A 24,872-nucleotide genomic window follows, 5' to 3' on the forward strand; every position below is an offset into this window, starting at 1 on the left:
GTTTCAAAAGGCCTGGAGAGCGCTTTTACAAAGCGGCGAAATCGTCTTAACAGAACCTTTATACGGTGCATGAAACGCTAAGACCAATTTCACAAAGAAGTTGGTAAAATGATTTTGCAAAAACGAAAACAGGAGGATACCGTTATGATGGATCTTATTATGATCGCGGTTTTAGCGGGCTCTGTGGGCCTCATTTATTTGCTGATTGGCTGGTGCCAGAAGCAGGTAGACCGGAGCGAATAAGGAGGAGTGAAGCCATGATCGTTCTTGGTGTAGTTGTTGTGTTCCTGGGTGGTTATTTGGTCTATGCTTTGGTACACCCGGAAAATTTTTAATGCTTGCAGGAGGAATTGAGTATGCTGCAAATCATCTTGACCATTATCCTTTATTTGATAATGGTAGTTCCGGTGGGTACTTATGTATATCATATTGCGGCCGGAAAACACACCTTTGCCGATCCGGTGTTTGACCGTGTGGACGGCGTTATCTTCAAAATTGGCGGCGTAGATCCCGCCAGCGGGATGAGCTGGAAACGCTATGCGGCCGCTCTGGTGGGAACCAATGCGGTAATGATTCTGCTGGGATATATGATTCTTCGTATTCAGAGCATTCCGCTGTTTAACCCCAATGGAATTGAGGGAATGAAGGAGTCGCTTTCGTTCAATACCATTATCAGTTTTATGACCAACACCAACCTGCAGCACTATTCCGGTGAATCCGGTTTGTCGTACCTGTCGCAGATGCTGGTGATCATCTTCATGATGTTTGTTTCCGCTGCCACCGGTTACGCGGCCTGCATCGCGTTCATCCGTGGTCTGGCTGGGAAATCCAAGGACAATGTGGGGAACTTTTTCGTGGACCTGGTACGGATCATCACCCGCGTGCTGCTGCCGTTTTCCATTGTTGGCGGCCTTCTGCTGGTATGGCAGGGCGTTCCGCAGAACTTTTCCGGAAATGTTGTTGTGGATACCATTGAAGGAACCAAACAGGTGATCGCCATGGGTCCCGTTGCCGCCCTGGAAATCATCAAGCATTTGGGGACCAACGGCGGCGGTTTCCTGGGGGCCAACTCCAGCACACCCATCGAGAACCCGACAATCCTTTCCAATCTGATCGAACTGTATTCCATGATGCTGCTTCCCGGTGCCTGTGTAATCACCTTCGGCAAAATGGTTCGTGACCGCAAGAAGCTGAAGGAACAGCCGGAAAAGACCGCACATAAGAGCCTGAGCGTTTGGGTGTATGGACGGGAAGGCCGCAGCATCTTTGCTGCCATGGGGATTCTTTTTGTGATTGGTTTAAGCGTGTGTTTCTGGGCGGAATCGCAGGGCAATCCCGCTCTGGCAGATGCAGGCTTGAGCCAGTCCATGGGAAGTATGGAGGGCAAAGAAGTGCGCTTTGGCATTGCGCAGTCCGCCTTGTTTACCACGACGACCACGTCGTTCACCACCGGCACGGTAAACAACATGCATGACACGCTCACCCCTCTGGGCGGTATGATCCCGATGCTGCACATGATGCTGAATGTGGTGTTTGGCGGTAAGGGCGTCGGCCTGATGAACATGATTCTGTATGCGATTTTGGCCGTGTTTATCTGTGGCCTGATGATCGGCCGGACCCCGGAATATCTGGGCAAAAAGATCGAGGGCCGTGAGATGAAGCTCACCGCTCTGTGCATCATCATTCATCCGCTGCTGATCCTTGCATTTTCTGCACTGGCGGTGGGAACACAGGCGGGTCAGGCGGGCATCACAAACCCTGGATTCCATGGGCTTTCGCAGGTGCTGTACGAATATGCTTCCTCGGCCGCAAACAACGGCTCCGGGTTTGAAGGCCTGGCGGATAACACCCTGTTCTGGAATATCACGACCGGTTTTGCAATGTTCTTCGGCCGTTATCTGTCCATCGTGATCCAGCTGGCGATCGCAGGCTCGCTGATGAAAAAGCGATTTGTCAATGAATCCGTCGGTACGCTGCATACCGATACGATGAGCTTTGCAGTGATTCTGGTGTTTGTGGTCTATATCTTTGCAGCACTTACATTTTTCCCGGTGCTTGCACTGGGCCCCATCGCGGAGCATCTGACCCTTTGGGCATAAGGAGGAACCCCCATGAGCAAGAAAAATCAGAAGCTGGTCACGCCGGATATATTCCGGCAGGCGCTGATCGGCTCCTTTGCAAAACTGAATCCCGTATACATGAGGAAAAATCCCGTCATGTTTGTGGTAGAGGTGGGCTGCTTCATCACGCTGCTACTGTCCTTATTCCCGGGGCTGTTCGGCGATGTGAGCACCGGTACGAATCTGCGGTTGTATAATATCATCGTTTGCGTGGTGCTGTTTATCACGGTTCTGTTTGCAAACTTTGCCGAGTCTGTTGCCGAAGGCCGGGGAAAGGCGCAGGCGGCCAGCCTGAAGAAAACCCAGAAGGACACAAAGGCCCGGCTGCTGATGCTGGACGGCACCGAAAAAGAGGTGCTGTCCAGCGAACTGAAAAAAGGTGATGTGGTCATGGTCTGCGCCGGAGAAGTGATTCCCGGCGATGGTGAAGTGATCGAAGGCATTGCATCTGTGGACGAATCCGCCATTACCGGCGAGTCCGCTCCAGTGGTTCGTGAGTCTGGCGGCGACTTCTGCTCGGTGACCGGCGGCACGACCATTGTGTCGGACTGGCTGAAAATCCGCATCACTTCGGATGCCGGCAACAGTTTTCTGGATCGTATGATCGCACTGGTGGAAGGAGCTTCCCGTAAAAAGACTCCCAACGAGATCGCACTGAATACTCTGCTGGTTTCCCTGACGATCATTTTTCTGATCGTTATCGTTACGCTTTATCCCATCGGCATTTATTCCGGCGTTCAGCTGCAGACTTCTACTCTGATCGCGCTGGCGGTTTGCCTGATTCCCACCACGATCGGCGGTCTGCTCTCCGCCATTGGCATCGCGGGTATGGACCGTGTCACCCGGTTCAATGTGATTGCCATGTCCGGCAAGGCAGTGGAAGCCTGCGGCGACGTGGATACTATGATTCTGGACAAAACCGGCACCATTACTTATGGCAACCGTCTGGCCGCTGGTTTCTTCCCGGTAGGCGGTGCGAACCGCAGCAATCTGATCCGTTGCGCAGCACTGACCAGCCTGCATGACGATACCCCGGAAGGCAAGTCCACGTTGGAGCTGGCCCGGCATTTGGGGGATAACAGCCAGGAGACCGCTGGCTCGGAGTTTATCGAGTTTACGGCGCAGACGCGGATGAGCGGCGTTGATCTGCCAAATGGCACGAAGGTTCGCAAGGGCGCGGCAGAAGCGATCGAGCAGTATGTGAAAGCGCTGGGCGGCACGATTCCTTCAGACCTGCATGAGCAGGTGAATAAGATCTCCAGTCTGGGTGGTACGCCGCTGACGGTATGTGAAAATGACCGCATTCTGGGCGTGATCTATCTGAAAGATACGGTGAAGCCCGGCATGGTGGAGCGTTTTGAGCGGCTGCGTGCGATTGGCATCAAAACCATCATGTGCACCGGTGATAATCCGCTTACCGCGGCTACCATTGCAAAAGAAGCAGGTGTTGACGGCTTCATTGCCGAGTGCAAGCCGGAGGATAAAATCGATGTGATCAAAAAGGAGCAGGCGGAAGGCAAGATTGTTGCCATGACCGGCGACGGCACCAACGATGCTCCCGCGCTGGCACAGGCAAATGTGGGCCTGGCCATGAATTCCGGTACAACCGCGGCCAAGGAAGCTGCCAATATGGTGGACCTTGACAGCGACCCGACCAAAATTCTGGAAGTGGTTGAAATCGGCAAGCAGCTGCTGATCACTCGCGGCAGTCTGACCACCTTCTCAATCGCGAACGATATTGCCAAGTATTTTGCGATTATCCCTGCGATGTTCATGATTTCCATCCCTCAGCTGAAGGTGCTGAATATCATGAATCTGGCTACACCGAACAGTGCGATTCTGTCTGCGCTGATCTTCAATGCAATCATTATCCCTTGTTTGATTCCTCTGGCAATGAAGGGGGTAAAATATCGGCCCATGTCCTCCGGAAGAATGCTGGCCCGGAACATGCTGATCTATGGCCTGGGTGGCGTGATTACGCCGTTTGTGGGAATTAAAATCATCGATACGTTGATTGCCCCTCTGCTCACTGCCATCGGTCTTGGGCTCTAAGAAAGGATGCGAACTCCTATGAAAGAATTTTTACACGGCACGCGTCAGGCGGTTCTTGTTACAGTTGTTTTGATGCTGATCTGTGGTCTGCTTTTTCCCTGTCTGCTCACCGGTTTGTCTTCGGTGATTTTCCCGCACCAGGCGGGCGGCAGCCTGATTACCGTAAACGGAATGGCGGTTGGAGCGGAACATGTGGGCCAGGAATTCACGCAGGACTGCTATATGTGGAGCCGTCCGTCTGCTTATCACTACAATGTTTATACCGAGAGTGAAGACGGCAGGAAATACTATAACGACGGCACAGAGTTTGGCGGCCTTGCCTCCGGTTCCAACAACTATGCGCCTTCCAATCCGGCGCTTGTGGAGCGGGTGGAAGCCGATATGGAGGCATTTCTTGAGAAAAATCCTGAAATCAAGCGCGAGGATATCCCGACCGATCTTCTCACCGCATCCGGTTCCGGCCTGGACCCGCACATTTCTCCTGCATCCGCTCAGATTCAGCTTCCCCGCATTGCACAGGCTTCCGGTTTGAGCGAAGAAAGCCTGCAGGAAATTGTGAAGCGCAATACAATGGGAAAACTGTTTGGCGTGTTCGGTGAGGAAACGGTGAATGTGCTGAAGGTAAACATTGAAATCGCGCAGGCCATGGGAACTCTGTAAAAAGAAAGGAGCGGCCCATTATGATGGAGATGCATGCGTTCCAGAACGCGAAACAGCTCGAGATTCCATCTCTGGTTGGGCCTGAAAAGCCCGTTGCACAAGAGCTTCTTGCGTTTCTATTTGACATGAGCGCATGGACAAAGGCCAGCCCGCAGATCATTGTTGGCGGACAGAGAGAAAGTGATGTACTTTATGCACTGTTTCGTGATGTTGCATTCGTAGAGCTGGATTTTTGGCAGGTATTTGGCCCGGAACTGGCGGTGCTGATGCCGCGATGGAAAATTGATGCGTTTACCAATGCCGATTCAACGCAGGAAAGTGTATGGCTTGCCTTGGAAAAACAGGACGCAACGCTGTATGGTGTGCAGAAAACGCTTTCCGGCCGCGCATCGGAAACGATGCAGGCGCTTTGTTTGCGAATTGTCTGCGAATCGCCAGACCAGGCCAGGACATTAAGAAGTTTGTTTCAATCAACGGATTGGAACAATGGGATTGCAGCGCTGGAATGGGAGTATCATGCGTTTTTGGAACAGGAGAAGATTCCAACCATTTGGCAAAATTGCTGCTTCTGTTATGGCGGCATACTGGAGAAGCTGAAATATTCCGATTGTGTCCAGGCGCTTGATTTTCATCAGAAGAAAGCGCTGTGGTCAGGTTTTTTGAGAGATCGGTTTGATTATGCGGAATTTGAGTGGGTTTATCAACTGATTTGTCAGAATCACCTGAACGACCGTGTTGAATGGGAGCTTTCTTTGCACGCAGCATTGCAGGATCAGGGGTACACAGTTGATTTTGCTGAATCCGAGTTTAAACTGTATAATGATCAAAAAAGACCTTGTTACTTCAATTTTGATAGCCATCAGTATGCGCAGCGTGCGCTGCTGAAAATTATGTTTCCGCTTAATTTTTAAAAGAAACAGCAAAGGGGGACGCATGAGATACATGCGTCCCTTCAAGCTGTGTAAAAGTAGGAATAAAAAATCGTGGCCCGATTCTGTTCCATGCAAATTAAGGAATAAAGAAACACGGCAGCAAGACCTTAATTTCCGCCAGGATCTGTTGGAAAAACGAAATAAAAACGCCTGAACCATTCGCGTTGGATAGAACGTGCTGGCATGGACGATAACGCAAACATGTAAGTTCTCTGAGTAAACAATAACGGTATGCTCCGAACAAAAGAGGGCCGGCGAGGTTACACACCCGCTGGCCCTCTTTATGCTGCTTGCATCGTCCTTTCAATTTGTGAACAGTGTTTTCTTTGAATCAATAACTCGTACACCAAAAGTCCTGCAGGGATGTGTAACGGTCATGGATCAGAAGGTGATTCTGATCCGGACCAATACCACATAAAAGCTTTGCTCGTTCCATCATCGAAAGGGGAGGAAGACCCTGTGCAGCTCGATAGCCAATAAGCTCGCAGGGAGTACCGCTCCGGAACACAAAAACACCTGTGGGCTTATCTGCGAAACCGTACCAATCCAGCGCCGGGCTATCCGGTGTATCACGGATTCCTTGCTGGAAGAAATCCAGATCCGCTGCATCAGCGGAATCTTCTTCAGCAGGCATTTCCTTTTCCGCTTCGAAATCCCACAAGCCCATTGCATCCATTTCATCAAGTTCATACAGGAATTCCTCATCCGGAACAGAACGGATCCCGCAGACCAGTCCTTCTTCCTCATCAGGAGCTTCTACATCCTCCCATTCAGGCGAATCTGCCCAATCCTCTGTTACTTTTCCATTCTCAGCATGCGCACTCATGTTGATGCCCAGCAAATATTCCACTGCGCTCATGTCAATTGTGAGCCGCGGATACATTGCGGCCACCTTATACAACCAGTGCAGCGGAGGGGCATTGAGGGTTTGAAATTCAAATACAACAGACTCGCATCCTTCTGTCCACTCCATATCCTGCAATGTTACATCGTCCAGCACATCTCCATAACAGCCCCAGCATTCGTAAGGGTCTTCATCCACATCACAAGGCACAAGTGCTTCCAATGTAAAGCAAAGCTTCAGAGACTGTTTCTGCCCATTGGTCCGGTGTTTCAGCGTGGCATAAATGAATGTTTTCAGCTCTTCGCTGGGACCAGACACTTTCATCGAGACACTGCATTTGTTTGCCATTGTTTTTTACTCCTTTTCTTTTTAAAAATCATATAAAAAAGCCATTCCATGACAGTCCGACAATGCCGCCGCAATCACAGAATGGCTTTTTATCATAATATTGCAAGCTCCAAAGGGCGCACTTAGAGTGGGTATTTTCGTTGCCCAAAATTCGCGTTGGATTCCTGCTTACCTGTATTATATGAATTACATCTGCTGATATCAATCAATCTTTTAAAATTTTTTTCAGAAGATGCCCTGTGCAGCTGTATCAACCCGCTTGCGGAGAATTTCCTGCACCTCCTGCATCAGCAGCAGTCCGGTGGAAAACCCGTATTGAAATGCATCGCTGCATTCCGTATCGCAGATAATCAGCGTCTGTTCCAGCATCTGGTCCACCAGTGCCATATCATCCTCGCTCAGATTGTTCCGCAGGTCTTTCAGGAGCTGTTCAATCTCCTTGCCCGCCTGTTTGTGCCGACCGTTTCCTTCCATGTTATTTTCACAGGGAAGCAACTCTCCCCGGTAGATAGCATCCAGTACCATGCGAAGTTCCTCCTTTATCACAGAAGCTGCTTTTCTTTGTGGGTGGCCAGCGAGAAGTTGTAGGGCGCGCTGGGCCGTCCGTCCGGAAAGTTGGGTGCGGGCAGGGTATTCAGAATGCGCACCATCTCCTGCAGTCTGTCAGAATAGCCGTTTGTCAGCAGAATTCCCCGGGTGGGCTGAATTCCCTCCAGAACCAGACCGTCCCAGTACATCCGCAGCTGGTACAGATCCTTCGGCTCCGCCTTTCGGGTCTTCAGCTCATAGATATCGTATTTTCCATTTTCCCCTTTGTCCACCACATCCACGCGGGTGCCGGTGGGCCAGACGGAGATCTCACTGGTCACATCGTCCTCCGGATTGGCGGCCTTGAGGATTTTCATCCACTTCTTTTTCAGTTCATCCTCGCTGAGTGCGGCGGCGTTTTTTTGCGGCGGGAAATCTGCCAGCGCTTCAAAGACCACATCCCAATCCGGGTCGTTGCGGTCGATGCCGGTCTTGTTGTTGAGAGTGGCCAGAACGCCCCGGGGAAGCTCCGGGAGAATCAGTTCTCCCACAAAATCGTTGTAGCTGTTGTGCCGGCAAAGAGGGCTGCCATCTTCCCGATGCCAAACTTCCCCCAACTGGGCGGTGGCAATTACCCGCTTGCCCAGCCGGATATCAATGCCCTGTGTGGGCTGGCTGCACTGATAGTAGTACCGGGCTTTGCTGCCATGCACCAGATGTTCCTGTTTCGATTTATCGAGGGTGCCGTGGACGTATGTCACCGGCACCACCTGGCCACCCAGCTCCACCTCCAGCTTTTCAGTGCGACCCATCATCATAGGGACCGGGATGGGAGGCACCAGCAGGCTGCTCTGGCCCACAGTCACCGCAATTTTGGCGCTGGGCTCCAGCGTGACCGGGTCCAGCTCCAGATAGCCCCGGTACGCAACACCCAGATGCTCAATCAGCCACATCCGAAGAGTGACCAGGTCGCTGAGCTTTCGGTTACCCTGCCGCTGCAAGGTACGGGCGATAGCCATCGGTACCCGCACATGGATGACCGTGGAGGGATCGGGCCACTGGAGATTCAGCCCTTCCGGCAGGTCGATGGTTTCGGCCATCTTGACGGTCATGTTCAGGTCAAAGGGGCCACTGACCTTGAAATACGGGCCGGGCTGGCTGCGGGTGTAGATACACCAGTCACCGGTGCCGCCGGACAGGCAGGCCAGCGCGTTGTTGAGTCCGTATCCATGTTAATTCAGGCGGTCATTGCTCAGCGGAGCGCTGCCCAGCTGAAGCGCATTGGTAAGGGCGGCGAGCTCCATGCCACAGCCCCAGTCGGCCACCGCAATATTGAGATAGTTTTTATCCGCGTCCGGAGCCAGCGCCACACAGACACGGGCCTTTTCGTTGGAAAGCGTGGCGGCGAGGGCGTCGTCACACAGCTCACAGATGCCCTGATGGCAGAGCATTCCCTGACGGGCAAGGCCTTCAAATGCCTTAGGGGTGATGTTGATGGAGATGTTGTATTCCTTATTCATGAGTTATACCTCTTTTCTGTAATCAAATCAGGTTCTCCAGCGCTGTCACGGCGCTGGCCAATGTATCATCGGAGATGTGAAGATAGTTCTCGGTAGTCTTGATGTCGGTATGTCCGGTGAGCCGGGCGATGGTTTCCATGGGTACGCCCTGACGCTGCAAAAGGGTCACATAGGTGTGGCGGCAGCAGTGGGGCGACAGGCGGCGCACATCCGGATAGTTTTCCATCAGCTGGTAGTACTTGCGGCGCACGGTATAGGTGGCATACAGAAGGCTTTCCCGACGAGGAGCGCACCAGAGAAATGCCTGTCCGCCGTTTTCACGCAGCCAAAGCGGAATTTCCCGGTACTTGGGTGCGATGGGAATGACGCGACGGCTGGTGTAGCTTTTTGGGTCGCCCAGCTTGGGGATGCCATCCACCATCTTGACTGCCTTGTCCACCCGGACCCAGCTGCCATCCTCGGCAATATCCCGGGGTGTCAGGGCCAGCAGTTCCTGCAAACGCAGGCCGGAAATAAGCATCAGACGAATGCTGTTGCCCAGCAGAGTATCCGGTAGGTCGGAGAGCAGCCGCTCGGTTTCTTCCACCGAGAACGCGTCCTTGGCGTGAGTCTTTTTCTCCTTGCTCAGCTGCTTGGTGGTACGGAAAGCCCGCCGGGCGTAATTCTTTACCACTAGGTCATCCGCTTCGGCCACATCCAGAATCTGAATCAGCATGGACCGGCACTTGTTGATTTGAGAAGAAGAGTATCCCTTGGCCGCCAGCCCGTTGACGAACTGGTTCACCTGTGCCACCTTAACTTCGTTCAGCGGCAGCTTACCGAAGGCGCCGTTCAACAGCTTCAAGGTGTAGCGATAGTTGGCATAGGTAGACTCCTCTACCTGAGAGCGGTAGGCCTCGTACCAACGCTGGGCATACTCTGCGAATAGCGGTACTTCGGGCGTTTCCTGCTCGATAACTTCCTGCTTGTTCAGAAGATACTCCCGCAGCCGGGCCAAAGCCTCCGCTCGGGTGGGGGCCGTAAAGCTGACGATATGGCGCTTGCCCTCATCGGTGTAGCCATCCATAACTTGACTCTGCCAGCTCCCGCTGGGAAGCCGGTGGACAGATCCCTCCCCCTTTGCGCGTTTACCCGACATGGAAGGCCACCTCCTTCTGGGCAGGGGCCAGATCGGCCGGGACGCGGGTGTGTTTTTCCACCCAGGCCAGGAACAGCTGGGTGGGAATGCGGATAGACGATCCCAGCCGGCAGACCGGGAAGTCCTTGCGATGGGTCAGTTCGTAGGCCGCCGAGGTGCTGATGCACAGATAACTCTTAATATCCGCTACGGTGAGGTAGCTCTTTTCAAAGGTGATTTCCTTTTTCATGTCAGTTCTCCTTTATATATCAGGTGTGAATTTCTGAGAACCGCCCTTTCCGGCTTGTTTTGCATAGACCGGCATGTTATGATGAAAGGGCAGAATGGCTTTGATTTGAGTCGGATTCATTTTGCGCTTGCCGTGTTCGGGTGGCAGCCCGAATGCGGCTTTTTTGTTGGAACGAAGCAAACTCTCTCACAGCCATCAGGCAAGGACAACAGCCAAACCGGCGGCTTCGATGGTCAGGGATATTGTCAGTCGGATAAATGAAATTGTTAATATAGTGATGAAGTGTGGTCATTGGTCTCTCCTCCTTTGGAATTAGGTTTATCCGGGCGGTGTGTGTCCCTTTCGACAATCTCATTATACACCAAAATCAGTGCATAAAACAAGCCACAATACGCACCAAATAAAGTGAATATTGTGGCTTGAATATTTGTTCCTTTTGCTAATTGACTTTTATGCGAAATATGCACTTGACATGGTGTATATTTCGCATATATACTTGATTTATAACTATGAGAGAAGGTGTATGCGAATGTCGATAAAATATGACAAACTTTTTGCTCTATTGAAAGAGCGAGGATACACAACGTATCGGATTCGAAAAGAAGGACTGCTTGGGCAAAGCACGTTAACTGCCATTAAGAACGGAAAAGGCGGATTAACAGAGAAGTCTATTGATAAACTCTGCCAAGTGTTGAAGTGCCAACCGGGTGATTTAATGGAATACGTGGAAGATTCTTCCACATAAGTTTTGTTTATGATTAATCCGAATAGAAAAACGAAGCAAACGGACTTGACGAGAAGTCTCTTTTGATACATAATTCTACTATGGGTTAGCCCAAATCTAAAATGAGGAGGTGGCTCCGGCCTTGAAGCTCAAAAGGTGGAGATGGTTCGGTGTCACCGCTCTTGTGCTGGAGTAGTTTGCCGAAACAGTACTGTAGGTAGCGGTGACACCCACGTGGCTCTCTGTCGTGCTAGAAGTCGCATTGATAGGTCTGGCGCTTTACAGCGCCTGGCCAGATGATGAATAATCATTAAGCACGCCCCCCTCCTAGGCTGGAAACCTAGGAGGGGGATTCGATTTGAAAGTCAATTGCTTTATAGTCTTTCATCGCAGAGAAGAAATTCGGATGTAAGACCTTGATAAAAACGCTAAACTATAAAAACCAGACACAGAGCCACCTGCTGAGGTGAATCTCTGCGCCTGGTTTTCTGTTTTTATGATGCCGTGATCTGAACGGCGTTTTCACGAACCTGATTGATTGTTTCCAGCAAGGAGGTTCTGGTTTTTGCGTCAAACAGCTTGATGAAGCTGACCGGCTTGTCAAAGGGCGGCCTTGTCAGCTCCGCCACATTCTCCATGTATCCGTTCAGTTCAATGTGATGGATGATTTTGTTCACAAACGCAATCTGCTGCTGATTCAACGACTGGTCATTGATGAAGGAGGAAAACGCCTGCATTGCCGCTTCATGGTCCAGCTTGGCGATTTTACGAATCAGCAAACCAAAGGGCGTATCGCCAAACTCGCGGGCATAGTCTTCTTTGCTGCCCAGCTCGCTGGTCAATATCCGCTCCAGTTCCTGATAATCGCCCAGCGTCAACGGAATGTTGTGCGTCAGTTTGTGAATTGCCAGCGTATCGCCATGCTCGTTGACATACCGGTTGACCTTTAATCGGTAATCCTCAAAGTCATAGACTACATCCAACTGGATGCCCTCCTGGCTGTCGATGATCGGGTCGGTCAGTTTGGTGACAATGCGCTTCTGCTCTCCGCCGCCTTCGTCCAAAAAGCGAATCAGCTCCCGTAGCTCTTCCCGGACCCGCTCAAACAACAGAACATCGCCGGCATCCCAGAACGCATCGGTCTGGATTTTTCGCAGCAGCGGCAGCTTTTCCTGAATCTGCGGAATGCTGGCTTTGCGTTCCAGCAGGGAAGCGGTGTCACACAGCTGCTTTTTGGCATACTTGAACGCGGGCATCTGTTCGATGTGCGCCAGTATCAGGCCATACATGAAGTTGTCGAAACGCTTTGCAAACTCGTCCGCTTCTTCAGAGCGCACCAGCGGTGCAATCTGCGTCAGAAGCTCGCCCTTGTCGCCCTCGCTGATGGACACAAGCGATTCCGGCTTTTTGTATTTCTCCACCGACTTCATCCGAAGTTTTACCGCAATCAGGTCAGGGCTGAGGGCCAGAATCTGCCGGTGACAGGTATTGACAATCTCCTTACGCCATGCCTGATAATCCTCCCCGGCAAAGGTGCTTTCCTGCAAAGCCATGGCGATTTTGATTTGCTTGCCGAAGATGTTTTCCGACAGCGTTTTGGTTTCTCTGGTTTCGTAACCTTCTTTGTGCTGCCGGAAGTATTCGAAGTTGCCGCAGTAGTCAAAAATCAGGAAGCGCCGCTTGTCGGTATAGGTTCCGTCGATCTGGTCCACGCAGGCCAGCCCTTTGCACAGCCGGGTGCCGCGGCCAATCATCTGCCAGAACTTTGCCTTTGACCGAACCTTTTTGAAAAACACCAGATTGACGCATTCCGGCACGTCGATGCCGGTGTCCATCATGTCCACCGATACGGCAATGTGCGGTTCCTTTTCCGGCTGCTTGAAATCGTCGATGATGGTCTGTGCGTAGGCATCGTCGCAAATCACCCGCTGAGCGAAGCTGCCCCGGTACTGGGGGTACAGCTTATTGAACCGCTCCAGAATAAACTCCGCGTGTCGCTTGTTCTGGGCAAACAGGATGGTTTTCCCCAGACGGTCGCCGCCCGCCACCTTGATGCCCCGGTCCATCAGGTCCTGCAGCACGATGTCCACAGTGGTTTCGTTGAACACAAATTTATTGAGAGCAGCGGAGGGGATAAAGTCCGGCAGCTGACCGTCCTCGATGAAATCATCCTCATATCGCTCTTTGTCCTCTTCGGACAAATCATCGTAGGAGATGCCATCCTCCAGAAAACGGGTCTTGACCTCGTAGTTGTAATAGTGCACCAGCACATGGTCCTGCTGCACTGCCGTTTCATAATCATAAGCATAGGTGGGCACGCCGTGTTCCATCTCGAAAAAGTCGTAGGTGTTCCGATCCACATCGGTTTTCGGCGTGGCGGTCAGGCCCACCATGAAGGCGTCAAAATATTCAAAGATGGCCCGGTACTTTTTGAAGATGCTCCGGTGGCTTTCGTCAATGATAATCAGGTCGAAGTGCGCTGGAGTAAACAGCTGCCGCCCGTCCTTGGATTTGGTGTCATCAATGGCGTTGAGGATGGTCGGATAGGTGGAGAACACAATGCGGGCGTTCCGGTCGTCCTTGTTGGAGCAGAGGTTGCACAGGGACATATCCGGCAGATAGTTCTTGAAATCGTCCTTTGCCTGCTTCACCAGTGCGGTGCGGTCAGCCAGGAATAGAATGTTGGTTACCCATTTGCCGCGGCTGAGCACATCGGTCAGGCTGGACGCGGTTCTGGTCTTGCCGGTGCCGGTGGCCATCACCAGTAGATGCTTGCGGAACCCCTGCGTAATCTGTTCGCACACCGCCCGGATGGCTTCCTTCTGGTAATACCGGTCAGTGATTTTGTCATCAATGGAAACGCCCATCAAATCCATCCGCTCGGTGCGGCGGTTCATCAGCTTCTGCAGGTCGTCCTTGCTGAAAATGCCGCTGACCTTCCGCTGCGGGGCGGTCCGGTCATCCCAGAAGTAGGTTTCAAAGCCGTTGGTGGTGAACATCATGGGGCGGCGGCCAAACTTCCGTTCCAGACAATCCGCATACAAAACCGCCTGTTTGCGCCCGATGTTGGGGTCCTTGCTGGTGCGCTTGGCTTCCACCACCGCCAGGGGCAGACCGTCCTTTCCAAACAACACATAGTCGCAGAAGCCCGGCTGACCGGGTCCTCCGGCCATATCCTCCACGCGATACTCCTCCTGTACGTCCGCATCCGGGCCGGTAAATTTCCAGCCCATCAGCTTCAGGTCCACGTCGATGTAGATTTTGCGGGTCTTGAATTCCGAGAGGTCCTCCGGCTGGAAGGTGCGCTCCTTCTGATGCTGCTCCTTTTCGGCGGTGTAGCGGGCGGACATCTGCTCGATTTGCTTGCGCAGCGCCTCGATCTCGGCGTCCTTCTGGTCCAGCAGACTTTCTTGTTCCTTGATTTTTTTTGTGTCCACCGCCACTTTTGCGGTGGGGACAAGGTTCTCGTCAAAGGTGCGCTCCTGATAATCCGCGCCATAACAGTAGTCAATCCACTGCACAAACTCAAACAGAGCGCGTAGGGAAGCAAGCGCATCGCTCGGCTGAACGCTGCGCTCGGTATGTACCGCCAGATTGCCCAGCTTGATGATAAACGGCATCTTGCCCCAAGTGTCAGAGTCCACAGCAAAGCGGAAGGTCGGCTCGTGAATGAGGGATTGCAGATTGTCCTTGTAGGGCATTTTCATGGACTTGTCCGCCGCATAGACCCATTTCACAGCCAGTTCCAGCGCCTTGCGGCAGCCCACCGCACACATGGCCGGAGCGGAAGCATAGATTTTCTCGGCTTCCATACAAGCCGGGGCGAAGAGGGAATATTCGCTTTTTTCTACAAGAAAAAGAAAATTAGGCACAAGAATACACCTCTTAAAAACACAATCTTGCGAATTCTCTACCAAAATCATTCATTTGAATCACATATTCTGATAATTGCATGGAAATCTGCCGGGAGGGATTGTTTTTCTTTGTGAATTCAAATTGCTCTATAACAAAGGAATCTTGTTTTATTTTGTTATAATCGTATCTATTAACAGTTCCTGCAAAAAAATGAAAAATATTGAGACGAATCAAATTCTCTAGGCAAATAGAAGCTTTCCAAGGATCGAAACCATTAAAGAGTGGGCTGAAATAATGGGGCATTACATTAATCAGGTACTGAGATTCAAATACGAATTTAATTCCGGCAACGGGGATGCTATTATCGATTTCAACAATACGTCGAAACAGTTCAGCATCATCACTGCTCATTTGATTTATAATTTCTACATATGCCGGATGAATTGATGAACTCGTCTTTTGGTTCATGTCTCTAGCCAACAACTTTCCGTACATTTCTCGTAGGTTGGCCTCTTCTGTTATGCTTGCGTTTTGAAGAAGTGGAACAACAACTTTTGCGGAAGGACATCGAATATCAGTTGCAGGAATCTTTTGAAGTTCATTTTCTACAATCGCATGTACTTCTTTTAGGGCATCTTGACGCAATTGCGGAAAATATTGCCTAAATATAGCAAATGCCATCTCAGTCGCATCCGTGGGAGAAAGCCCAGTGTAATTATGCTGTTCTGCAATAAAAGTGTTCCTTTTTGCACCCAATCCAGCATTCTGAGATATATTTGTAGTATCAGGCATATTTTATTCCTTTCTATTATTCTGAACACCGATAAAAGTGTTGTTGTTTCCTGTAGTTGTTTGAGAAATATTAACAACCGAATTTTGTGCTTCGCTTTTTTTCTTTTGATGTGAAACGCAAAACTCCATTAGTTTGAATATTCCGCCAATCAAAGCAACAATAATAGTCACTCCGCTACTAATAATTGCCGCTTTCATAGTAGAATCTTGTTGTAAGAACCAACTGAGCATTTTATCTAACCTCACTCAAAATATTTCTGCATCAGTGACTTTTTCAGTGTTTCCAGATTATCAAGACTAAGTCTGATAGTCTTTTTGGCCTTTTCAGTTTGCTTCACAAAGGCGGCGAATTGATCTTGCAATTCTATGGGCGGGAGTATAACAGTTAAAGATTTATATCCGCCAACATTAAAATGTTGTTGTGCTGCCCCACCGGTTTTCTCTCGGATTTGGTTCATTCCATGAGGCATATTTGTAAACATTGCAAGGAAAACAGGATTGATTTTTTCTGTATTTGGATGTGCAATTATGATATCAACTGCATTATAGCCTGCGAATTCTTTTGTAACTATACAAGCTGTTCCCGGGGCGCCTGAACGAATAACCAGTACATCATTTTCCCTGACAATAGACTTTTTGTTTTTCTCATGTCCCTCTTTCGTAAAATAGACCCAATCTGTGTTTTTTATAGTCATAGCACCAACATTCAAAGAACGAAATGCGGGTGTTCCGCTTTGATCGGTATAATATTGAGTTGGTTTTATAACCACTCCGACGCATATATCAGCTATATCTCCCACTGAAACGCAGTTCCAACTATCGAGATGATGCTCATCCCCGAACATCTCCACAAACCTTGCCTTGACCAACTCATCCAGCTTGTCCAGCTGCTGGCGGCGTTTGGCAATCAGGTCGCTGACCTTGTCCAGCACCGCCGCAATTTTTCGCTGCTCGTCAAGGGGTGGGAGAGGAATGTCTATTTCCGCTATACGTGTTTTTCTAACTGATGGAACTGTCGTTGATTCACAATAATGCTGTAAATCAACATTGCACATAAAATAGTAAAAATAAAGTGTATCTAAAACATCGTTTTTAGCCTTGATGCCCATCGCATTATTATCAATTAGACAATAATTTTGTGTTATGGCTCTTCGATTCAATCTGAGAGCTTCCCCGATTTTTGCAAAAACAACAGTTTGTGGCGGGAGAATAAAGCCTTTGATTTCTTTGACAATATCATCATCAATGTAGTTATCACAAGCCACTAATTCGCGGTTTCCAAGCAGTACATTTTTTGATATGTCACCAACTTTATAAAAGGGATATTTCCCTGAATGCCGTCCTTGAAATGCATTTGGAAATCCAGTCCCGGAAAAGAAAGCACAAACATCCCCCAATCTCGCCATCACAGCATCCCCTCCAATTCCGCCAGTCCGGCGGTGATTTCCATTTCCAGCTCGTGCAGGTCGGCCATCAGTTCCGTGGTCGAGGGGTACTCTACCGGCACATACTCCACCTTTTTGTATTTGTTGATGGACAGGTCATAGTCATTGTCCGCAATTTCCTGCTTCGGCACAAAGAAGCTCTGCTCGGTGCGCTGGCGGTCGGTTTCCTTGTCCAGATGGTGGAACCGCTCGATGATGTCGGGGATGTCGTTCTCCGCAACCTCGCTGCGCTTGTCGTCCAGAGAAAAACCATCAGCCTTCATGTCGTAGAACCAGACGTTTTCGGTGCCGCCCGCGCCGGTCTTGGTGAACACCAGCACCGCCGTGGACACGCCCGCATAGGGCTTGAACATGCCGGAGGGCATGGAAATCACCGCCCGCAGCTGATGGTTCTCCACAAGCTCCTTGCGGATGGCCTTGTGCGCCTTGGAAGAGCCGAACAGCACACCGTCTGGCACGATGCAGGCGCAGCGGCCGCCCTTTTTCAGCATCCGCAAAAACAGCGCCAGGAACAGCAGCTCGGTCTTTTTGGTGTTGGTCACGGCCTTCAGGTTGTCGTGGATGCTCTCCGCGTCCACGGTCCCCTTAAAGGGAGGATTCGCCAGGCAGATGGTGAATCGATCACTGATCTGGTTCTGCTTGGAAACGCTGTCGCTGTAATCAATTTCCGGGTGGCTGATGGAGTGGAGCATCAGGTTCATGGCAGAGATCCGCAGCATGGTGCGGTCGGTGTCAAAGCCGGTGAAGGCGTCCCCGGCAAAATGCTCCCACTGCTCGGCGGTCATGGTGTCCTCGTAATGCTTGCGGATGTATTCCGCGGCCGAGACCAGAAAGCCCGCCGTGCCACAGGCCGGATCGCAGATGGTATCGTCCGGCGTGGGCTGCAACAGCTCCACCATCATCTCCCGGATGTGCTTGGGGGTGCGGAACTGGCCGTTCTGCCCGGCGGTGGCCAGCTTGCCCAGCATATACTCGTACAAATCGCCCTGCATATCCCGGTCGGCAATGTCGTGCTCATACAAATCATCCAGCCCGGTGATAATTTTTTGCAGCACCTGGGGCGTGGGAATCAGGAACATGGCGTCGCTCATGTAGCGGGCGAAGGCGGTCTCATTTTGCGTGTCGCTGGCGGAATCGTCACCGGCCTCCACCATCTCGCCCTGCTCGTTGAAGTCCGGCAGGCGGCCGTGCTTCATGCTCTTGATGGCAGGAAATACCCGCCGGGAAATCACATCGTAAATCTCCCGGGGGTCGTTGTTCTTGAATTTGCTCCACCGCATGGACTGCCCCACAGCGGACTGGGGGAAAATCTTGTCCATCTTCTCGCCAGTCATGTTCTCAAACTCTTCGGTTTCCAGCTCTTTCTCATCCAGAGAACGGATGAACATGAGATAGGTCAGCTGCTCAATGACGGTGAGGGGGTTGGTGATACCGCCCGCCCAGATGTCAGTCCATATTTTGTCAACCTTATTTTTAATCACGCCTGTTATCATGCGTTTGTTCCTCCGTTTCCTGTGCTGGGAGTAAAACCCCACTGAATGAACCATGAGCAATGTCCGCAAAAGAGGCTCATCCATATTGTTTTTATAAGTTTAATTATAATATATCGCGCTTCGATTAACAAATGAATTTTTACTCTTTATGATAGGCCGAGGTACAGGTAGAATACCCACATTGGGTGGAAGCTGAAAACGGTTCTTTGTGAAGTGTATATGCGACTAAAACGAATAAGCGCGTTTTTCTAGTGAAAATGTGCATTTTATTGTATAATAAAGGTATTTCAGAGGTGAATTTATAGAGTTCTGTGAGGACTTTTCTTGAAGGCAAGAAGCCATTTATGGGCCGAAGCGAATGTGTAGTAAGGGTGAATGATTATCCGCTAATCAAGTTGAAAAAGAGAATTGGGGTGAAAATATGGGAAATGCCACTTTGAAAGAGCGTTATGACGGTGTTAAGTTTTATGGAAAAAACGACCTAGGGAATGCTTGGCAATTAGAAAAGGCAGAACCGATTCTGAATGCATTTACACTGGATAAGCAGTACACGGACATCAACGAGATTATTGAATTATACAACATACGGAACGCTATCAACTCGGATCTTGCTTTAAAAAGTTGGACACAGGAACAGTGCAAAAAATACAAAGAAACTGTTGACATGTTTTTATCTGTCATTGGAAAATTTTTTCCTCAAATAAATGACAGTAATTTTATAGAAATTGTCTCGATAGTCTCGGTTCTTTATATGGATGATTTTTGGGATCTCTTTGTTCAATTTAATGTGTTTGATAGGATCTCGCCGAATATCTTTGAAATCTATTTACAATCACCCAATACAACTTTGTCTAAAATACTGGAGCATAAAAAACTGGTCTATCGTTATGGCGCACAACTGGCAGAGGCTCTGCGCACATCTGATGAGACCGTCAGAATCCTAACCTCAGTGTATTTGGAGAGATCAAAATCGCATTATTTTATTCCAAAGGAATTCAGCCCTACGGAATTTGAATCGGTTTTTCTTAAATACATGGAATCAGAACGAGTTCATCCTAATGTACTCGAATTAATATATAAAGGACAAAGTACGAAAGAATGTCCCATAAGTAATAAGCTTCGTCTTAAAGCGAAACGCGCATTAAAACAGTTTTGGAGCAATCGTAAAGAAACCATAACCACTACAGGATATGGAATTAGTGTTAGCTTTGCAAAACAGGAAAAAACGAAAGAAGAAAAGAGGGATGGCTCAACCTGGCACTTAACATACGATATTGATTGGCTTGAAAACAATTTGGATTATCCAACTATTTTGAATAATTTTTTGTATCTTTTTGAAATGTTCGATATATGGTTTAGAAGTTCGCTTGTTTCCGTTCAATCAGAAATCAGCGTATTTGAAATGAATTTCATGCCGCGAGGTGCTAAATTTTATCCAAAAGGCATGGGCTTTAACATGAAGAATATGACATCTGCTGCGCAGACTGCATTGTATTACGATTTTTTGAAAAGTCACAATATTGATTTAGAAGAAGTGTTTAAGTGGTTTTTTGAAACATACTTGCCAGAAGAATTTGACGTGCATGGATTTTCTATGGTAGCATCCGCTCCTTCTGCCACTTATGTAGAAAAGTGCCGCAGCTTAGCAAGTGAGATGGATGGTGTTCTGAAGCAGTTCCGAATGTTTGTGGAAGATGGAAAAATAGACCGCGAACTATTTGAGATGTCCTCTGAGCATATGATAATTGGAAATATACCAAGTTTGATCCCAAATAAATATGCCTATCCTAGCAGCAAAGAAATTAATAATGAAATGTGGGCGTTGTTTTCCGACCAATCGGTACTATCCTATACCGAAAAAACAAACTCAAAGTATGATACATTTTGTCAACTACTTAGTCACGAGAAAGTCTGCCTGTCTGATTTTGCAGAATGGCAGCAAAATTATATTCAGTGGTTAAACGAAAGAGATGTTATTTCCATATCTGTTGATGGTTCGATTGAATTACACCCTGATAAAGCATGGGTATTACAAGACCTTTACCAGAATGATGTGACTTGTATCTATACACCTCCTTTTTCTTTTGAGGCTCTTTCTTCTGTGGTTGAAGAAATGATTTCGGCTGGCGACCTTAGAGTGGGAAGCACGTTGTTCACTGAGCCTGAGCGGGATTATTTGAATTATATGCTCAACAAATCTGAGTTCAGCGATGGATTGGACTTGAGAAACAAATATATACACAGCACCTATCCACAAGATGAAGAAGAGCAGAAAAAAGATTACATAACGTTGTTGAAATTAATGATTTTAGTTATAACCAAAATAAACGATGAATTCTGCACCTTCTATTCTTAAAAAGATGAATCGTAAAACGTAATTGCATCCAATCTTGTTTGAGAAGGCTGAAAATATTCTTGAGGCAGAATCACATAGGAGGAGACAACAATGGCAATTCCAAAGGTGAGTCGGGAAGACATTCTAAAAGCAATTGAATTTATTGATGAAAACGGCGTTCCCCATCACAACCAAAGTATGCGGTATTTCCTGCTGGGCGAGAACGGAAAATTCTATCCGCCAAAGTATGTCATTGCCGTTGCAAACCATCTTGCAAACGAAGTTGCCATTGATACTTCTGGTTACAATGCGATAGAAGCGAAAAACTATCTCAAAAATAAAGGATTTACCATTACCGGCAACCAGGAAAAGTATGAGCTGACGATCACAGCTGAACAAGTCACATCTACGGACGAGTGCTTTGACAAAGACAGCTTAGGATTGGGGGATAACTTTGTCCCACTTGGCGTGTATTTTCAAGGTGCGAACGGGCAAACAATCAAGCGAAACTACGCCAAAGGTGAGCGAAGGAACTCCAATTAGACGATGCCAAAGCTGGCCTTCCAGATTTACGAAAAGCAAATCCGGGCGTTGTCCGTGGAAGAAAAGGAAAACTTTCCGGTATGCCAGTACAGCCCGGATAGTGGAGTGATTCGAGGAATTTTTTCAAGTGCAGAGGAATATCGAAAATACCATAATTCAATTGAGTATCTTACCTACAGTTATGACAATGATCGCAAATTTGTGATATATTCCTGGAACATTTTCTCCACCATTGTATTTGTTCAGGAATGCCTGAAGCGGTTTGGCGAACCCGGTGACCGATTTGTACTTACCTATCGAGAGAAGCAGGATAAGGAGGAAAAAGTCTCTGAGCAAAACAGCACAGAAACTCTCTCTCCGCAGCAATCGGAGAAGGAACGTGTTTTCAATGGTTACCGCAATCCGTATTCGGACAAGCTGATTGAGTCCAGAAACATCATTTTCCGTGGTGCGCCGGGAACCGGTAAGACTTACCTTGCAAGAGAAATCGCCGCTGATATCATCAGCGATGGCTATTTCGACGATTTTTCCATGCTCACGGATGAACAAAAGGAGCAGGTGGATTTTGTGCAATTCCATCCCAGCTACGACTATTCAGATTTTGTGGAAGGCCTGCGCCCTAAAATCAATGCGGATGGCTCTATGGGGTTTGAGTTGAAGGACGGCATTTTCAAACGGTTTGTTGAGCGGGCCAGAAAGAATTACGAGAATTCGCAAAAATCCCAGGAGACAGTCGAAAAAGAAACATCTGCACAGGAAAGCATTGCAGACTTTTTCTCCTCTATAGAATTTGGCGTAGATACATTTGAAACCGTCAATAAGAATGTGTTTGCCGTCACAAGCGCCGACGATGAGCATATTGAGGTTGCGATTCCGGGCAATGCTACGGTAAATAAACTACGTCTTAACACCGACGAACTTCGTCAGATGCTGGAGTCTGATACAACATTTACGAAGGTAAGAGATGTCACGGCTTTCTTCGGTAAAAAGTTCGCAACACAGGCATACTCTTATGACTTTGCATTGTACAAGGAAATCATCAAAAAGAAGCCAGCTCCTGTTTCACGGCAGGCGATTGCACCGGAGAAACTGAAGAAGTATATTTTCATCATTGATGAAATCAATCGTGGCGAGATCTCCAAAATATTCGGCGAGCTGTTCTTCGCACTCGACCCTGGATACAGAGGCCCGGCGGGTGCGGTGTCCACCCAGTATGCCAATCTGCACACAGATCCCAGTAAGAAATTTTACATCCCTGAAAATGTCTATATCATAGGCACGATGAATGATATTGACAAATCCGTAGATAGTTTTGATTTCGCGATGCGGCGCCGGTTCCGATTCATCGAAATCAGAGCGGACGAGCGTCTGGAAATGCTTGCTGCGCTGGATGATGAACTGGAATCCGAAGCAATCCGCAGGATGACCGCACTGAATCAGGAAATTCTTAAGACGGAAGAACTGAATGAGAATTACCAGATTGGTGGGTCGTATTTCTTGAAACTGAAGGAACTCAACTTTGACCAACTCTGGACGGATTACTTGTGCCCCCTGCTGCAGGAATACATTCGGGGAATGTACGATGAGGCTGCTATTATGAACCGGTTTGCCCAGGCATATGGGTACAGCAGCGACAACCAAGAGGTCGAAAATGAAACTGCTCAGAGTTAAGGACAATCGCTTGATGCTCAAAAGCGATTTTGCTCCGATCCAGCGTGTTGTGGATAAAATTGCTGATAAAACCTTGAGTGAACTGGAAAAGGAGGGCATTTTTGTTTTCCCTGAAAAAATCCATGATGCCCCGGATATTGAGGAAGAGCAAGTCGTTCTGCAAAGCTACAATAATTGTTATCGTACGGGTAATATTATGGGTTTTTTAGGCTGTGGCAGTGAGCGTTTGGCGATTGAATCCAGATTTTCTTCCGGAGAGAAGGACTATTTCTTCCAGTATCTGCTGGAGCGCGCAATGAACTTCCCCAATGTTGTTGACCTAAGCGTTGACGCGAACCAGGAAAATATGCTTTTCAACCTGATGCTCTTCCTGTTTCCTCGATATCTGAAAGATGCTCTGCGCAAGGGGCTATTCAAAACCTATATTCGCAACCAGTACAATGACAGCCATGTTGCAGGGAGTATGGACATCCCACGTCATATTGCCCAGAATACACCGTTTGTCGGAACTATCGCTTACAGTCAGCGGGAGTATTCGTATGACAACGACCTGACGGAGCTGGTGCGCCATACGATAGAGTTTATCCAGAGAAAGCCTCATGGGCGAATCCTCCTTTCCAAAGTGAAAGAAGAAGTGTCCCTGGTCGTGGATGCAACTAATCGGTATCGCGTTCACGATAAACAAAAGGTTATTGCAGCAAACCAGAAAACACCGATTCGACATGCATATTATCGGGAGTATCGTCACCTTCAGCACCTGTGCCTTTTGATTTTGCAACATCAAAAGCACCAAATCGGTACAGGAACAAAACAGGTGTACGGGATTCTGTTCGACGGAGCCTGGTTATGGGAAGAATATATTAATCTGCTTGTTGGAGATATATTTTATCATCCGATGAACCGCGTAGGGCAAGGCGCTCAGCGTTTGTTTGCGGGCAATGTTGGACTGATATACCCGGATTTTATCAGCAAAGACAGTCGGAATCGTGTGATCGGTGACGCGAAGTACAAGCCGTCCGAGAATATCGGCAACAAGGACTATTTGCAGGTTTTGGCCTATATGCTGCGCTTTGACGCAAGGAAAGGTTTTTACTTCTATCCCAGCACGGGTGATACCCAAGAGCACAGACTGCAGGTGAATAAAGGTTCCACTTACGAGAAGAATGTGGTGCCCAGAAATGATGTGTGTGTTGTGAAATTAGGACTGGGCATTCCGGATTGCACTGGGACCTACAAAGAGTTCACCCAGAAGGTCAGAATTGCAGAGACGGTTTTCCAAGCAAGGTTGGCTGAATGTGTATAATCAAAAGGGGCAAATGCTGATGTGGAACAAAATCATTTTGGAATTTCAGAAAAATCCTCGTGATGTTCGCACTTGTCCAACAAGAGGGCACGGCGTATGGTTTTATGTATGGGTCGAAGCTGGAAATTTGTATGTATCCAGAAGCAAGGCATGTACACCTTCCAGCAAGATTAAAGGGAAACGTTGGTTGAATCCATCTGAGTGTGAACCGATGCTTGAATTATATAAAAGACGGTGCCGTGGAGAATCGGTATCGCAGGAGGCTGTTGGCGCCGGGAGATCACGACCATATTTTGTCGGGAGTATTTAACCAATTTTTGTCGGCGAACCCCAGAGCCAG

Annotated in this window: 22 protein-coding genes; 10 read left to right on the forward strand and 12 right to left on the reverse strand. The window is 48.8% G+C overall.

Going from position 1 to position 24,872, the window contains the following annotated elements:
• The first annotated feature begins 257 nt into the window (after positions 1–257).
• Genes kdpF through B5F28_RS12040 form a run of 5 tightly spaced genes read left to right on the forward strand, consistent with a single transcriptional unit; the run spans position 258 to position 5,743 of the window.
• The gene (gene kdpF, locus B5F28_RS15440) at positions 258–335 is read left to right on the forward strand and encodes a K(+)-transporting ATPase subunit F (RefSeq protein ID WP_140401662.1); all 78 of its coding nucleotides are present in this window, start codon (positions 258–260) and stop codon (positions 333–335) included.
• A 21-nt stretch (positions 336–356) separates the two neighbouring features.
• Positions 357–2,099, forward strand: coding sequence for a potassium-transporting ATPase subunit KdpA (locus tag B5F28_RS12025; RefSeq protein ID WP_087296123.1), 1,743 nt, complete (start codon positions 357–359; stop codon positions 2,097–2,099).
• 12 nt (positions 2,100–2,111) lie between these two features.
• Entirely contained in the window at positions 2,112–4,172 is a 2,061-nt protein-coding gene (gene kdpB / locus B5F28_RS12030) for a potassium-transporting ATPase subunit KdpB (protein ID WP_087296124.1), read from the forward strand.
• 18 nt (positions 4,173–4,190) lie between these two features.
• Positions 4,191–4,832 carry a potassium-transporting ATPase subunit KdpC gene (gene kdpC / locus B5F28_RS12035; protein ID WP_087185157.1) on the forward strand — a complete coding sequence of 214 codons (642 nt, stop codon included), beginning with the start codon at positions 4,191–4,193 and terminating at the stop codon, positions 4,830–4,832.
• 20 nt (positions 4,833–4,852) lie between these two features.
• Positions 4,853–5,743 (forward strand): hypothetical protein, encoded by an 891-nt coding sequence (locus B5F28_RS12040; protein WP_087296125.1) that lies wholly within the window; start codon positions 4,853–4,855, stop codon positions 5,741–5,743.
• A gap of 352 nt (positions 5,744–6,095) precedes the next feature.
• Here the strand turns inward: B5F28_RS12040 and B5F28_RS12045 are convergent, their stop codons facing one another.
• From B5F28_RS12045 to B5F28_RS14550, 7 genes are all read right to left on the reverse strand, one after another.
• Positions 6,096–6,956 (reverse strand): hypothetical protein, encoded by an 861-nt coding sequence (locus B5F28_RS12045; RefSeq protein ID WP_087296126.1) that lies wholly within the window; start codon positions 6,954–6,956, stop codon positions 6,096–6,098.
• 225 nt (positions 6,957–7,181) lie between these two features.
• Positions 7,182–7,481, reverse strand: coding sequence for a DUF6809 family protein (locus tag B5F28_RS12050; RefSeq protein WP_087296127.1), 300 nt, complete (start codon positions 7,479–7,481; stop codon positions 7,182–7,184).
• Positions 7,482–7,498: 17 nt separating this feature from the next.
• Positions 7,499–8,596, reverse strand: a complete 1,098-nt coding sequence (locus B5F28_RS12055; RefSeq protein ID WP_087296128.1) for a PDDEXK family nuclease — start codon at positions 8,594–8,596, stop codon at positions 7,499–7,501.
• Positions 8,597–8,716: 120 nt separating this feature from the next.
• Positions 8,717–9,004: a hypothetical protein gene (locus B5F28_RS12060; protein WP_087296129.1), complete on the reverse strand. Its 288-nt coding sequence runs from the start codon at positions 9,002–9,004 to the stop codon at positions 8,717–8,719.
• 22 nt (positions 9,005–9,026) lie between these two features.
• On the reverse strand, positions 9,027–10,142 hold the full coding sequence (locus B5F28_RS12065; RefSeq protein WP_087296130.1) for a tyrosine-type recombinase/integrase: 1,116 nt from the start codon (positions 10,140–10,142) through the stop codon (positions 9,027–9,029).
• Positions 10,132–10,371: a helix-turn-helix domain-containing protein gene (locus tag B5F28_RS12070; protein WP_087296131.1), complete on the reverse strand. Its 240-nt coding sequence runs from the start codon at positions 10,369–10,371 to the stop codon at positions 10,132–10,134. The genes B5F28_RS12065 and B5F28_RS12070 overlap by 11 nt, the downstream gene beginning before the upstream one ends.
• 76 nt (positions 10,372–10,447) lie before the next feature.
• Positions 10,448–10,663 (reverse strand): hypothetical protein, encoded by a 216-nt coding sequence (locus B5F28_RS14550; protein WP_143424743.1) that lies wholly within the window; start codon positions 10,661–10,663, stop codon positions 10,448–10,450.
• A 237-nt stretch (positions 10,664–10,900) separates the two neighbouring features.
• On the opposite strand from B5F28_RS14550, the gene B5F28_RS12075 reads away from it, so the two are divergent.
• Positions 10,901–11,116, forward strand: a complete 216-nt coding sequence (locus B5F28_RS12075) for a helix-turn-helix domain-containing protein (RefSeq protein ID WP_087296132.1) — start codon at positions 10,901–10,903, stop codon at positions 11,114–11,116.
• 473 nt (positions 11,117–11,589) lie between these two features.
• Here B5F28_RS12075 and B5F28_RS12080 read toward each other — a convergent pair whose 3' ends face one another.
• Genes B5F28_RS12080 through B5F28_RS12095 form a run of 5 tightly spaced genes read right to left on the reverse strand, consistent with a single transcriptional unit; the run spans position 11,590 to position 18,680 of the window.
• Entirely contained in the window at positions 11,590–14,967 is a 3,378-nt protein-coding gene (locus tag B5F28_RS12080) for a DEAD/DEAH box helicase family protein (RefSeq protein ID WP_087296133.1), read from the reverse strand.
• Between the two features lie 13 nt (positions 14,968–14,980).
• On the reverse strand, positions 14,981–15,742 hold the full coding sequence (locus B5F28_RS12085) for a DUF4393 domain-containing protein (RefSeq protein WP_087296134.1): 762 nt from the start codon (positions 15,740–15,742) through the stop codon (positions 14,981–14,983).
• Positions 15,743–15,745: 3 nt separating this feature from the next.
• Positions 15,746–15,973, reverse strand: a complete 228-nt coding sequence (locus B5F28_RS14555) for a hypothetical protein (RefSeq protein WP_143424744.1) — start codon at positions 15,971–15,973, stop codon at positions 15,746–15,748.
• Positions 15,974–15,984: 11 nt separating this feature from the next.
• Entirely contained in the window at positions 15,985–17,148 is a 1,164-nt protein-coding gene (locus tag B5F28_RS12090; RefSeq protein ID WP_087296135.1) for a restriction endonuclease subunit S, read from the reverse strand.
• The gene (locus B5F28_RS12095; protein WP_087296136.1) at positions 17,148–18,680 is read right to left on the reverse strand and encodes a type I restriction-modification system subunit M; all 1,533 of its coding nucleotides are present in this window, start codon (positions 18,678–18,680) and stop codon (positions 17,148–17,150) included. Before B5F28_RS12095 ends, B5F28_RS12090 begins: the two co-directional genes overlap by 1 nt.
• 436 nt (positions 18,681–19,116) lie before the next feature.
• Between B5F28_RS12095 and B5F28_RS12100 the strand changes: the two genes are divergently transcribed.
• From B5F28_RS12100 to B5F28_RS12110, 4 genes are all read left to right on the forward strand, one after another.
• On the forward strand, positions 19,117–21,036 hold the full coding sequence (locus tag B5F28_RS12100; RefSeq protein WP_143424746.1) for a hypothetical protein: 1,920 nt from the start codon (positions 19,117–19,119) through the stop codon (positions 21,034–21,036).
• Positions 21,037–21,126: 90 nt separating this feature from the next.
• The gene (locus B5F28_RS15175; protein ID WP_247643482.1) at positions 21,127–21,558 is read left to right on the forward strand and encodes a hypothetical protein; all 432 of its coding nucleotides are present in this window, start codon (positions 21,127–21,129) and stop codon (positions 21,556–21,558) included.
• 3 nt (positions 21,559–21,561) lie between these two features.
• Positions 21,562–23,229, forward strand: coding sequence for an AAA family ATPase (locus B5F28_RS12105; RefSeq protein ID WP_247643483.1), 1,668 nt, complete (start codon positions 21,562–21,564; stop codon positions 23,227–23,229).
• Positions 23,210–24,532, forward strand: a complete 1,323-nt coding sequence (locus tag B5F28_RS12110) for an McrC family protein (protein ID WP_087296138.1) — start codon at positions 23,210–23,212, stop codon at positions 24,530–24,532. The genes B5F28_RS12105 and B5F28_RS12110 overlap by 20 nt, the downstream gene beginning before the upstream one ends.
• The last annotated feature ends 340 nt before the right edge of the window (positions 24,533–24,872 follow it).

Source organism: Gemmiger sp. An194 (assembly GCF_002160145.1).
In the GTDB taxonomy this organism is placed as follows: Bacteria; Bacillota; Clostridia; order Oscillospirales; family Ruminococcaceae; genus Allofournierella.

Excerpts from the sequence above, each read along its gene's own strand:
- B5F28_RS12050 (WP_087296127.1), bottom strand. The coding sequence starts at position 7,481 with ATGGTACTGGATGCTATCTACCGGGGAGAGTTGCTTCCCTGTGAAAAT.
- B5F28_RS12065 (WP_087296130.1), bottom strand. The coding sequence starts at position 10,142 with ATGTCGGGTAAACGCGCAAAGGGGGAGGGATCTGTCCACCGGCTTCCC.
- B5F28_RS14555 (WP_143424744.1), bottom strand. The coding sequence starts at position 15,973 with ATGCTCAGTTGGTTCTTACAACAAGATTCTACTATGAAAGCGGCAATT.
- B5F28_RS12025 (WP_087296123.1), top strand. The coding sequence starts at position 357 with ATGCTGCAAATCATCTTGACCATTATCCTTTATTTGATAATGGTAGTT.
- B5F28_RS12070 (WP_087296131.1), bottom strand. The coding sequence starts at position 10,371 with ATGAAAAAGGAAATCACCTTTGAAAAGAGCTACCTCACCGTAGCGGAT.
- B5F28_RS12075 (WP_087296132.1), top strand. The coding sequence starts at position 10,901 with ATGTCGATAAAATATGACAAACTTTTTGCTCTATTGAAAGAGCGAGGA.
- kdpF (WP_140401662.1), top strand. The coding sequence starts at position 258 with ATGATCGTTCTTGGTGTAGTTGTTGTGTTCCTGGGTGGTTATTTGGTC.
- B5F28_RS12055 (WP_087296128.1), bottom strand. The coding sequence starts at position 8,596 with ATGACCGTCAAGATGGCCGAAACCATCGACCTGCCGGAAGGGCTGAAT.
- B5F28_RS12110 (WP_087296138.1), top strand. The coding sequence starts at position 23,210 with ATGAAACTGCTCAGAGTTAAGGACAATCGCTTGATGCTCAAAAGCGAT.
- B5F28_RS12085 (WP_087296134.1), bottom strand. The coding sequence starts at position 15,742 with ATGCCTGATACTACAAATATATCTCAGAATGCTGGATTGGGTGCAAAA.
- B5F28_RS15175 (WP_247643482.1), top strand. The coding sequence starts at position 21,127 with ATGGCAATTCCAAAGGTGAGTCGGGAAGACATTCTAAAAGCAATTGAA.
- B5F28_RS14550 (WP_143424743.1), bottom strand. The coding sequence starts at position 10,663 with ATGACCACACTTCATCACTATATTAACAATTTCATTTATCCGACTGAC.
- B5F28_RS12105 (WP_247643483.1), top strand. The coding sequence starts at position 21,562 with ATGCCAAAGCTGGCCTTCCAGATTTACGAAAAGCAAATCCGGGCGTTG.
- B5F28_RS12045 (WP_087296126.1), bottom strand. The coding sequence starts at position 6,956 with ATGGCAAACAAATGCAGTGTCTCGATGAAAGTGTCTGGTCCCAGCGAA.
- B5F28_RS12040 (WP_087296125.1), top strand. The coding sequence starts at position 4,853 with ATGATGGAGATGCATGCGTTCCAGAACGCGAAACAGCTCGAGATTCCA.
- kdpC (WP_087185157.1), top strand. The coding sequence starts at position 4,191 with ATGAAAGAATTTTTACACGGCACGCGTCAGGCGGTTCTTGTTACAGTT.
- B5F28_RS12090 (WP_087296135.1), bottom strand. The coding sequence starts at position 17,148 with ATGGCGAGATTGGGGGATGTTTGTGCTTTCTTTTCCGGGACTGGATTT.
- B5F28_RS12095 (WP_087296136.1), bottom strand. The coding sequence starts at position 18,680 with ATGATAACAGGCGTGATTAAAAATAAGGTTGACAAAATATGGACTGAC.
- B5F28_RS12060 (WP_087296129.1), bottom strand. The coding sequence starts at position 9,004 with ATGAATAAGGAATACAACATCTCCATCAACATCACCCCTAAGGCATTT.
- kdpB (WP_087296124.1), top strand. The coding sequence starts at position 2,112 with ATGAGCAAGAAAAATCAGAAGCTGGTCACGCCGGATATATTCCGGCAG.